The following is a 10972-nucleotide window of genomic DNA, read 5'->3' on the forward strand; positions in this document are numbered from 1 at the left end:
CGGACGCCACGACAATCATTCCCAGGATCGCTGACCCCCCCTTTGGAGCCGTATGACCCGTAGGTCCACTTCGAAAAGCTTGTTCCGGAGTTTCTTCGCAACCACCGTGATGCTGGTGTCCGCCATGGCCGTGCTGACCGGCTGTGGTGGGATGGACCTGGAGGGCTCCGAGGTCCAGGACGCTGTCTCAGTACAAGGAGACATGCCGCTCACCGCGCCGTCGAATGTGCAAGCGTTCTACGCGGAAGGGCAGTGGGTCACTCTCTTCGGGGTCACTGGCCCCTACTACGGCCCCGCTGGCCACCGGGGTCTCGATATTGCCGCCAGCAGCGGTCAAGCGATTCCCGCGCTGCGCTCCGGCATCGTCCGCCGCGTGCAGTACTCATCCATCGTGGGACACACCATCGCCGTGGAGTCCGCGCCGGGCGACTTTTCCGGGTACGCCCACGTCATCCGGACCCGAGTCTCAGTGGGAGATTTCGTCCAGCAGGGTGACATCATCGCCTATGCGGCAGGCTACGGGGATGATCATGGGTCGGCGTGGACCGGGCCGCACCTCCACATGACCCGAGGCTCCACGGATCGCTGTGCATTTGGCGAATATGTCAGCGATCCCGCTCCCCTCATCCGGAACGTGCTCGGCACTGGAACGGGCGGAGGCACCGGCACCGGTGGCGGTTCCGGGGGAATCCAGATCAGCATCGAGGAGGGAAAGACACTCCAGCGCGTGGCCCAGCGGGGTGGCTACACGGGCTCGGTGGATGGCGTCCCTGGCGTCAATACGTGGAAAGGCGTTCAGACCGTCATCACGAATCGTGGCTTCTACTCCGGCCCCATCGATGGCATCCCGGGTGAGAACACCTGGAAAGGGGTCCAGAGGCTCGCACAACTGGGTGGCTACACGGGACCCGTGGATGGATTTCCGGGACAGTATACCTATCTGGGCCTCAACACCTGGCTGGCCCAGGACCCCGCGACACCTCCACCGGCGGGGATGAGCGGTGTCTACGGAATCGATGTCGGCACGACCCAGCGGGATCTGGACTTCAACGCCATTCGCAGTGCCGGCTATCAGTTCGCGATTGTCAAAGCAGGCGGCTCCAATGTCTCACCCCTCTACGTCGCGCCCTACTATGCCCAGCAGGTCGCCCGGGCTCGCGCTGCCGGGTTGCTTGTCGGGCACTACTGGATGGCGGGCTCCACCAATCCCGCGGGTGACGCTCAGTACTTCATGGATCACCTGTATGACCATCGGCCAGGCGACCTCCTGGTGCTCGACAACGAGGCGATCGACGCGGGCATTTTCTGGAACGATTCGATGACCGCGACCTTCATGCAAGCGGTCAAGACCCGCCTGGGCAAGGCCCCGTTCCTGTACACCTATTCGAGCCTGCTCACGTCCAACACCTGGACCCAGACCCGGGCCGTTGGCTCAAAACTGTGGATCGCCCACTACACGGGCACGCCGGGCAATCCGACGATCGGCTCGGCCTTTCCGTCGTGGGACATTCATCAGTACACCTCGTCCGGCAACCAGAATGGAATTCCTCTCGATTTGAATGTCGCCAGGCTGTCCGCGTTCACCGGACTGGCGCAGCCGCCGAATGGCGAGACGCCTCCTCCGCCGACGGCCATCCCCGGGGGTGGCTCGGGCGGCGGCGATCCCGCCATCACCCTCGAACAGGGAATCATCCTGCAGAAGCTGGCCCAGCGGGGCGGCTACACAGGCCCCGTTGATGGCGTCCCGGGAGCCAATACCTGGCTCGGAGTGCAGAAGGTCCTTCGCGAGCTGGGGTACTACGACGGGCCTGTCGACGGCGATCCAGGCCTCAATACCTACAAGGGATTGCAACTGCTTGCCCAGGACGGTGGTTACACGGGCCCCATCGATGGCATCCCTGGGACCAATACGTATAACGGGATCCAGGCGTACCTGAACGGGTCGGGTGGCGGCGTGCCTCCCGTCACCAACAGCCAGGGGGTGACGCTGCAGCGGGTGGCTCGAGCGGGCGGGTACACGGGCGCCCTGGACGGCGTCCCCGGCACGAACACGTGGAAGGGAGTCCAGCAGGTCCTCGGCGGCTACGGCTACTCGGGGCCCGTGGATGGCGTCATGGGAACCAACTCGTGGAAGGGGGTCCAGCGTTTCGCGGCGAAGGGCGGCTACACGGGCCCCATTGATGGCGTCATGGGAACCAACTCCTGGATGGGCGTGCAGACCGTTCTTCGGGGCTTTGGATATACAGGCCCCATTGATGGCGTCATGGGAACCAACTCGTACGCGGCGCTCCAGCGGGTCGCGCGCCTGGGCGGGTACATGGGTCCCGTCGATGGCGTGATGGGGGTGAACTCGTGGAGGGGCCTCCAGACCTTCTTGAGCGGCGCTGGGTACACGGGGCCCATCGATGGGGTACCGGGAACGAACACCTATAAGGTGCTCCAGTCCCTGGCGAGCCGAGGCGGTTACACGGGCCCGATTGACGGAATCCCCGGAACCAATACGTACGCGGGTCTGGCGAACCTGCTGGACTGAGGGGGGCTGTCGAGAGCCCCCCTCCACCCTCCGAGCGTTTCTACTTCTTGCCCTCGGGAGGCGTCTGCGCACCGCCGCTGGCGCCCTGGGGGGCGGGCATTCCGCCGTAGCCGGCCTCGACCATCACCTTCCACTTCCACTGGCCGTCACGCTTCACGAGCAGGGAGGTGTTGCGGCCGGTGACCTTCTGCTTGCCCTGGGTCATCGTGAAGTCGTCGATCACGCTCACCAGCGAGTCCGAGAGGACGGAGATGGTCGGCTTGTGGGTCATCTTCAAGTCCTTCGGCATGTTCTCGTAGTAGGGCGTCATCATCGCGACATACTCCTCGCGGTTGTACTCCTTGGACTCGGGCACGCCCTTCAGGTCATCGGTCACCATGTAGACCGGGAAGTCGTACGCCGCGAGCGCGGCCTCCATGTCGCCCTTCTTCCCGAGCTCCTCCTGCTGCTTGAAGAACTCCGTGACCTCCTTCTTCGTCTGCTTCTCGTTGGTGGGCTTGCGAGCCCCCGGGCCCATCTTCGTCATGTCCATCCCGGGCGCCTGCTCGGACATGGCAGCGGCAGCGGGCTTGTGCTCCGCGGGCTTCTTCTCCTTGTTCTGATTGTTCTGAGCCCAGGCAGAGCCCGAGAGCGCGACGGCCGTGACGCACACCAGAATCGTACGCTTCATGAATGCCCCCTTCGTGTGGTGGGGCGCGGTGACTACTTCGCCGTACGTGAAGCCGTCAATACGGTGGCTCAGCGGCCATCGCAGGACATGACACTCCGCTCGAAGACGCGCGAGGACAGCGCCGCCTGGGTGGAACCCGGTGGATGGCCCGGCTCACGGGAACGGGCCGTCAACCCGGCGGCTCCGGTTGAGGATTGAGGCCACCGCGAATGTTCGTCTTGACCTTCATGTGCTGGCTCCCGGGTTGTGATGTGTTTCGCCCGGATTGAGCACGGGGAGCGGTTTTGTGATGCGCGTGTCTCGTCGTGGACGTACAGCCACTCGCTTCTAGCGCAGCGCCGCGAGGGCTGCGCCGACCTTCGTCACCGTCACCGACACGGGCGTCGTCACCTCCGGAGCGAAGATGGCCACGCGGAGCTCCTCGAAGGCCCATCGCAGCTCCTGCGCCGCCTCCTGGTCACGCACGGTGGCGCGCCTGGCGAGGAAGCTCTCCCACAGGGGGGTGAAGGGCTCGGCCTTCCCTGCGTCCTTGCCGGGGTTCGCCACCGCACGCGACAGCCGTGCCTGGGCCGCGCGGAGGTAGCGCGGGTAGTTCAGCAGGCGCACGAAAGGAATCCACTCGATGAGGTTCGCGGGGAACAGGTGCCCGAGCTGCGAGCGGATGTCCCGCACGGCCGCCGCGCCGCTCGGCCCCTTGGATGCTGTCTTGAGTGCACCGAGCGTCGCGGCGAGCTCCCTGGAGGTGTCAGCGACGGCGTCCGCCCAGTCCCGGGCCGTGCGCTCGATGCGCGGTGAGCCCTCACGGACCAGCGCCTCGAAGGCCGCCTGCGTGCGGGGCAGCGGCGCACCGGGTGCGAGCTTGAACGCATCGTCGACGCTGCGTGCGAGGACGAGCGCCCGGAAGGCGTCGGCCTGGCCCCGCGCGGGCGGCGCGCCGTCCAGGGACGGGAAGGGCGGCGGCATGCGCGCGGCGCTGACGGCCACGTGTCCGCGCGCGGCGAGCATCAGCAGCCGGCGGACCCCCGTGCGCGTGGCCGCGTCGGCGGCGGAGGAGGTCTCGAGCAGCACCAGGTCCACGGCAGCGCCCCGGTCGACGAGCGCGGGGTAGCTGCGGAGCTCGAGCCCGCCGACCCGCCGGGTGACCACGGGGGGCAGTTCGCCGAAGGTCCAGGCCGTCAGCCCCTTGCGCTCCCAGTCCGAAGCCGGTGCCACGCTGCGCAGCACCGCCCGTGCACGTCCCCCGTACTGCTCGAGCAGCGCGTCGGCGTCGCGGCTCCGCGCGAGCTCCTTTCCCCGCTCGTCGAGCACCCGGAGCGTGATGCGCAGGTACGGCGCCACGGCATCCGCCCGGAGAGATTCCTCGGGCACGTCCACGCCGCACAGCCGGGACACCGCACGCGCGAGCGCTGGAATCATCGGCCCGCGGAAGGGCACCAGTTCCTTCTCGAGACGCTCCACCAGGTCCGGCACCGGCCCCAGTTGCTTGCGCTGGGCGCGCGGGAGCTGCTCGAGCAGGGCGGTGAGTTTCTCCCGCTGCCACCCGGGGATGGTCCAGTCGAGCTCACCCGGGACCACCTGTGCGAGCAGCAACAGCGGCACGCTCAGGGTGATGCCGTCGTCCTCGGCCGCGGGGTCGAAGGTGTACGTCACCGGCACGGACGCGCCGTGCAGGGTGAGGGTGTCCGGGTAGTGTGCCGGGGACAGGCCCGGGTCGTCCGAGAGGGCATCCTCCATCGAGAGCACGAGCACGTCGGGGTCGGCCGCCTCGGCCTTGCGGCGCCAGACCTCGAAGCTCGCTCCGTCCGTCACGTCCTCCGGGAGGCGCTGGTCGAAGAACGTCAGCAGCGCCTCGCTGTCGAGCAGCTCGCTGCGCCGGGCCTTGTCCCGCAGGCGCGCCACGCGCTCGAGCACCTGGCGGTTCTTCTCCTGGAACGCCCCCCGGGTGCGGTACTCGCCGCGCACCAGGGCATGCTCGAGGAACATCAGCCGTGCCCGGGCGGGGTCCATGCTGGCCAGGGCCACGGGGCGCTCCTTGAAGACCTGAAGCCCGAAGAGCGTCGCGTTCTCCTTCACCACGGCGCGCGCGGACTTCTCCGACCAGTGCGGTTCGGAGTAGCTGCGCTTGAGCAGGTGGGGGGCCGCCGCCGCGAGCCACTCCGGGTCGAGCTTCGCCACGGTGCGCGCGAACAACTGGGACGTCTCCACGAGCTCGAACACCATCACCCAGGCAGGGGGCTTTTTCGAGAGCGCCGACGAGGGGTGAACCATGAAGCGCGTCTGCTTCGCGCCCGTATAGTGGCGCTGCTCCGGATTCCACTGGCCAATGCGGGACAGCAGCCCGGTGAGGAGCGCTTGGTGCAGGGCGTCCCCGCGCGACGGGGCGCCCCGGCCCTTGCGCGGCAGGCGCAGCTCGCGGACGGTCTCCTCGAGCTGGCGCTGGACGTCCCGCCACTCGCGCACCCGCAGGAAGGACAGGAAGTTGTCCCGGCACACGCGCCGCAGATGGGACGTCCCCCGGCCCTCGGCCTCGCGCACGAACTCCCACAGCTTGAGGAGCCCCGTGAAGTCCGAGTGCTCGTCACGGAAGCGCCGGTGCAACTCGTCCGCCTTCTGCGCGAGCTCCCGTGGCCGCTCGCGCGGGTCCTGCAGATTGAGCGCCGCGGCGACGATGAGCACCTCGTCCAGGCACCCGTATTCGGCGCCAGCGAGAATCATCCGCGCGATGCGCGGGTCCACCGGGAATCGCGCGAGCTGGTTGCCGAGCGGCGTCAAGGTGCGCTCCTTGCCCTCGATGGCCCCGAGCTCCTCGAGCACCCGCCAGCCCTCGGCGATGGCCTTCGGCTGGGGCGGGTCGAGGAAGGGGAAGTCCTCGACGTCACCGAGGCCGAGGGACTTCATCCGCAGGATGACCCCCGCGAGCCCGGTGCGCTTGATTTCCGGGTCGGTGAAGGCGGGCCGCGTGGTGAAGCCCGCCTCGTCGTAGAGGCGCACGCAGATGCCCTCGCGCACGCGGCCGCAGCGCCCTTTGCGCTGGTCGGCGCTGGCCTGGGAGACCGGCTCGATGTGCAGGCGCGTGGTGCCCGAGCGCGGCTCGTAGCGCGACAGGCGCGCCACCCCCGTGTCCACGACGTACACGATTCCCGGGATGGTGACCGACGTCTCCGCGACGTTGGTGGCGAGGATGACCCGGCGCTGGGGGATGGTGGAGAAGACGCGCGACTGCTCGGCGGCCGACAGGCGCGCATACAGGGGCTGCACCACCGTGCCGCGGAGCTCGCGTGCGTTCAGGGCATTCTCGGCCTCGCGGATTTCCCGCTCCCCGGGGAGGAACACGAGGACGTCCCCGTCCGGGTCGAGCGAGAGCACGTCCGCCACCGCATCGGCGACGGAGTCGGCGAGCTCGGCGTCCTCGGGGGGCGGCTCGTAAAGCACGTCCACCGGGAAGGTCCGGCCCTCCACCTGGATGACCGGAGCCCCCCCGAAGAACTGCGAGAAGCGCTCGGTCTCGATGGTGGCCGAGCTCACCACCACCTTGAGGTCGGGGCGCCTGGGGAGGATGCGCTTGAGCCACCCGAGCAGGAAGTCGATGGTGAGGCTGCGCTCGTGGGCCTCGTCGAGCACGATGGTGTCGTAACGGCGCAGGAGCGGGTCGCTGTGAATCTGCGCGAGCAGGACGCCGTCGGTCATGAACTTCACGGCCGTCCGCCGGGACGAGCGGTCCTCGAAGCGAATCTGGTAGCCGACGTCCGTGCCCAGCTCCGTGCCGAGCTCGCGTGCCACGCGCGCCGCCACGCTCGTCGCGGCGATACGCCGGGGCTGGGTGACGCCAATCTGGCGCGGGCGGCCGCGCCCCATGGCGAGCAGGACTTTCGGCAACTGTGTCGTCTTCCCCGAGCCGGTGGCCCCCGCGACAATGACCACCTGATGGGCGGTGATGGCCGCGGTGATGTCCTCCACCCGGCTCGAGATGGGGAGCTCGGGGGGGAAATGCAGGGTAGGCAAGCCGCCGGGGGGAGGAATGGGTGAGTCGCCGGACATGGCAGCATGGCCTATCACTGAAGCGCACGCTCCGCCCCTGACGAAGTGTGTAGGCGCCTTCGCGCCCGGCGTTCCTGGAGGAGTTCTGCGCGGACACGCCCTGACGGACGGGAGCGGGCCGCGGTGGAGGGCGGGCAGTCGCGCACCGGGATTGCTGGGCTTCTCCGGCTCGGGCTGTGACCCTCCTCCGCATCCTGCTCTCGTAGGCCGGCTATTTTTCGGGCCCGGGTTCAGCGGAGGCCCGGAGTTGGTCGGCGTACCAGGCGAGACTCCTGCGATAACGAATCAGGCCGGCGTCCTGCGCCCCCACCTCCAGGAGAAGGCTCAAGAGTTCCGCGATCGCTTCGGGTGAGCGGCCGGATGCCTGCAGGGTCAAGGCGAGGAAGGCCCTGGCCGCGCTGGGGAATGCACCGTCCGTGATTGCCTGCCCCAGGATGCGCAGGGACTCGTCGAGCCGACCCACGTTCTTGAGGGTAGAGCCATAGCCGATGAGGAATTCGGCGCGTTGCTCGGAGGGCACACCGAGCTTCCAGGCCGCATCGTAGAAGACAACCGCTTCCTCCTCGACGCCGTCCCGGTCACAAGCGTAGGCAGCGGCGATCTGCGCTCTTGCGTCGAGAGGTCGTGCGTGCGCCTCTCCACAGAGGGCTTCGCGCGAAGGCGCGGGTGTAGATGTCATGGACCGCGGTGTACCCCAAGTGGAAGCGGCGTGTGCCGGATTGGCATCCGCGTGGCGCTCGGGGCCCGGCCCGGCGACGTGCCGCGGCGGGTGATGGGACAGGGCACGCCGGGGCTGCGGACGTCAGTGCCCGCGATCCCAGGGCTGGAGTGGGCGGGGCTGTTGAGCAAGAGGTTCACAGTGGACGTCTTCTGCTGCCCGAGGAGCGGAGGAAGGCAGCGGGTGCTGGCGTAGCTCACCCAGGGCCGCGTCATCCGGCGCATTCTTCGCCACCTGCTCCTGCCCGAGCTGTCCCCACCCCAGGCACCTGCCAGGGGGCCAGCGCGGAAGGGGCTCTGGGAGTAACTCTCGTTCCGAGTAGGGCGCTGAAACCGACCTCCGACGTCTGGCACTCCGTCTTCGGAGCACGGCCGTTTTCGGCGCACGTCCAGGGTCCCACCGTAGAGGGGGCTCGGACTGTGGGGTGTTGCGCGCCCGCCCCCTGTAGGGTTGGCCGTCCCGCATCCTATCCTTCGGGACTGATGCTCCAGGGGGAGGCCGGCGCCATGTTTTATAAGCATCCGAGTCCTGCGGTGGGGGAGGGCGGCGGTACGCAGCCCGTGTCCTGGTGGAGCTCGTCGGGCCAGGCAATGCGCGCTGTTCGCGCGGTGCTTGCGGTGGTGCTCGGGTTGCAGTTGGCGTGCGCGACGAGCTACCCCATGGGCAGGACGCTCACCGGCACGGCGCGCAGCTGGCGGCGCGAGGGGCGTGCCCGGGTAGCGGCCGAGGAGCTACGCGAGGATCTGGTGCTCGCCAACCTCCGGCGCGCGGCGAAGCTGCCCTGGACGGACGGAGGCCGGTGCGTCGTTGAGGAGGCGGGCCAGCCATGGGCCGACCTGGTGGAGCGGTGCTACCACGCGCTCGACCACGAGCGGGTGCGGTTCAGGGACACCACGGGACGGTGCTCGGTCGCGTCCGCGGGCGCCGGGGCCTTGGGCATCGGGCTCTGTGTCCTCGCGGCGCCGGAGCTGGTCGTGGGCGCGGTGGTCGTCGTGGGCGTGATGGTGGTGGGCTTCGCCATTTCAGAGGCGCTGGAGGCGTACGAGAAGCGGGGCCGTCCCCAGGTGCGGCCACCGCCGACGCTGCCGGTGCCGGAAACACGGCCGGTGCCGGAAGCGCGGCCGGTGACAGAGACGAAGCCGACTCCGCCGGAGCTCAAGAAGAAGCGGCGTCCCAAGCCGGAGCCCGCCGGAGAGGACTGGCCGCCAGGGCCGGGCCCCGCGCCCACCGACAGGGAGCGCGACCGCAAGTGCGAGGCCATCCCAGTGCCTCATAGGGGCGGTAAAAAGGCGCACAACACGTGCGCCGACTGGTATCCGCCCAACCGCTGGCCCGGGAAGGACGCACAGGTAGACGGCAAGAACTTCGACGCGCTTCAGGTGGGAGTGCGGGTGCTGTGGGAGATCAAGGTCGAGTACTTCGACGGGTACACCGACTTCATCAAGGGGATCACGGTCAAAAAGGAGGTTAAGGAGTTCAGGGAGTACCGGGCGATCGCTCTGGCCTGCGGGTATGCCTTCAAGGTCGGGGTGATCAGCGAGGCCCACAAGGCCGCTCTACTGGAGGAGGACGACAGCTTTGATATCGTCGTCACAGGGTGCAAATGACGACCACTCGGGCTCGCCTACATCTGCACGTCTTCGCGCCAGCTCTCACGAGCGACGACGGGCGCCCGCTCGCGGCTGTTGAAGGGATGGAGCGTGCACTCCCCGGCTTGCGGTTGGCGTGGCGGGTCTCGGGCGCGGGGCGGCCCGTCGCGCTTCCGCACCGCGCGGCGTGGCTAGCGAAGTCGGCCGCAGATGGCGAGTTTGGGTTGCTGTGCAATGGGGACGAGAGCAACCCGATCATGATGGATGGGCAGCGAGAGAGCGCGATCGCGAGTCCGGGGGGCGAGCCGTTGCTTATCGTCCATGCGAAGCTCCCGCAGGACGAGCCCGTTGTCGCTGCGGCAATGGACATGCTGGAGAACGTCGCGGAGGGCGTGCGCGCCAGGTGGGGAACCGTGGCGCCCGGTCCCGTGAGACAGGTCATTGCAGCGCAAGTAGGGCCGAAGTCGGGGGGGCCGGAAGTCCCCCCTCTTGGCCTGCCGATGCTCAAGCTCCCGTGGAACATCCGCTCGCCCGAGGTTCCTAGGTACCTTGGGTGGATCAACTACTGGTCCGCGGCGGCCGCGGAGGCCATCGGCTTCCCGGACCCATCCCGCGATGCCGAGCTGCTGGCGCGGGCCCGGAGGACGGCGTCGGGTGGGTGGGTGGTGAGCCTCACCGAGGCGCCGCTCGACCTGGACAAGCCCACCCACCTTGAGGCGCTCAAGCGAGCCTATGAGCGATTCCCGGAGATCGGTGGGCGAGCAGAGGCGTGACGTAGGTGCAACGAGACGCTCCCTCGCGCGAGCTCGCGCAGGAGCTGGGCTTGCCCCGGTTACGTGGACAGCAAGGAGTCACACTTCCGCAACCACCTGCTGCCCCGGTTCGGGAAGAAGAGGCTGGACGCCCTCACGGACGAGGACGTGCAGAAGCTCAAGGCGGCCCTTGAGGACCGCAGCGTGAAGACGGTGAACAACTGCCTCTCCACGCTCTCGACGATGTTGAAGGTCGCGGTGAAGTGGAAGGTCATCGACCGGATTCCGGTGGAGGTCGAGCACCTCAAGGCGGCGGACCGTACCGTCGACTTCTACGAGGTAGAGGACTACGAGCGACTGGCGCAGGCCGCCGAGAAGCTCGGACCGGCGCCGCAGTTCGTGGTGCTGCTCGGCGGTGACGCGGGCCTCCGCATGGGCGAGATGATCGCGCTGGAGTGGAGCGACGTGGACCTCAAGCGCGGGCTGCTCAAGGTGCAGCGCTCGGACTGGAAGGGGCACGTCAATCTCCCCAAGGGCGGGCGGCCCCGTGAGGTGCCGCTGACACGCGCTCTGGCCTCGGCGCTCGTGCGTGCCCGTCACCTCCGAGGTGAGCGGGTACCTATCGCGAGGATGGGACGTCGGCGTCCCAGCAGACGGTGCGGAAAAGGCGCG

6 protein-coding genes and 1 pseudogene are annotated in these 10972 nt (G+C 68.4%); 4 read left to right on the forward strand and 3 right to left on the reverse strand.

What is annotated here, in order from left to right:
* Positions 1 to 52: 52 nt before the first annotated feature.
* Positions 53 to 2533 (forward strand): GH25 family lysozyme, encoded by a 2481-nt coding sequence (locus tag NR798_RS17335; RefSeq protein ID WP_375772588.1) that lies wholly within the window; start codon positions 53 to 55, stop codon positions 2531 to 2533.
* Between the two features lie 40 nt (positions 2534 to 2573).
* Here NR798_RS17335 and NR798_RS17340 read toward each other — a convergent pair whose 3' ends face one another.
* From NR798_RS17340 to NR798_RS17350, 3 genes are all read right to left on the reverse strand, one after another.
* The gene (locus tag NR798_RS17340) at positions 2574 to 3203 is read right to left on the reverse strand and encodes a hypothetical protein (protein WP_375772589.1); all 630 of its coding nucleotides are present in this window, start codon (positions 3201 to 3203) and stop codon (positions 2574 to 2576) included.
* A gap of 327 nt (positions 3204 to 3530) precedes the next feature.
* Positions 3531 to 7241 (reverse strand): ATP-dependent RNA helicase HrpA, encoded by a 3711-nt coding sequence (gene hrpA / locus NR798_RS17345; protein ID WP_375772590.1) that lies wholly within the window; start codon positions 7239 to 7241, stop codon positions 3531 to 3533.
* A 211-nt stretch (positions 7242 to 7452) separates the two neighbouring features.
* Positions 7453 to 7920 carry a tetratricopeptide repeat protein gene (locus NR798_RS17350; RefSeq protein ID WP_375772591.1) on the reverse strand — a complete coding sequence of 156 codons (468 nt, stop codon included), beginning with the start codon at positions 7918 to 7920 and terminating at the stop codon, positions 7453 to 7455.
* Positions 7921 to 8618: 698 nt separating this feature from the next.
* Here NR798_RS17350 and NR798_RS17355 point away from each other — a divergent pair.
* From NR798_RS17355 to NR798_RS17365, 3 genes and pseudogenes are all read left to right on the forward strand, one after another.
* Entirely contained in the window at positions 8619 to 9566 is a 948-nt protein-coding gene (locus NR798_RS17355; protein WP_375772592.1) for a DUF6310 domain-containing protein, read from the forward strand.
* The gene (locus NR798_RS17360) at positions 9563 to 10321 is read left to right on the forward strand and encodes a DUF5953 family protein (RefSeq protein WP_375772593.1); all 759 of its coding nucleotides are present in this window, start codon (positions 9563 to 9565) and stop codon (positions 10319 to 10321) included. The genes NR798_RS17355 and NR798_RS17360 overlap by 4 nt, the downstream gene beginning before the upstream one ends.
* 63 nt (positions 10322 to 10384) lie before the next feature.
* Positions 10385 to 10831, forward strand: a pseudogene (locus NR798_RS17365) (tyrosine-type recombinase/integrase); the annotation flags it as partial.
* Positions 10832 to 10972 lie beyond the last annotated feature (141 nt).

This window comes from Archangium gephyra, from assembly GCF_042230915.1.
GTDB lineage: Bacteria > Myxococcota > Myxococcia > Myxococcales > Myxococcaceae > Archangium > Archangium gephyra_B.

What these genes read in the sequence shown, in the direction of transcription:
- NR798_RS17340 (WP_375772589.1), bottom strand. Translation starts at nt 3,203, where the DNA reads ATGAAGCGTACGATTCTGGTGTGCGTCACGGCCGTCGCGCTCTCGGGC.
- NR798_RS17355 (WP_375772592.1), top strand. Translation starts at nt 8,619, where the DNA reads ATGGGCAGGACGCTCACCGGCACGGCGCGCAGCTGGCGGCGCGAGGGG.
- hrpA (WP_375772590.1), bottom strand. Translation starts at nt 7,241, where the DNA reads ATGTCCGGCGACTCACCCATTCCTCCCCCCGGCGGCTTGCCTACCCTG.
- NR798_RS17335 (WP_375772588.1), top strand. Translation starts at nt 53, where the DNA reads ATGACCCGTAGGTCCACTTCGAAAAGCTTGTTCCGGAGTTTCTTCGCA.
- NR798_RS17350 (WP_375772591.1), bottom strand. Translation starts at nt 7,920, where the DNA reads ATGACATCTACACCCGCGCCTTCGCGCGAAGCCCTCTGTGGAGAGGCG.
- NR798_RS17360 (WP_375772593.1), top strand. Translation starts at nt 9,563, where the DNA reads ATGACGACCACTCGGGCTCGCCTACATCTGCACGTCTTCGCGCCAGCT.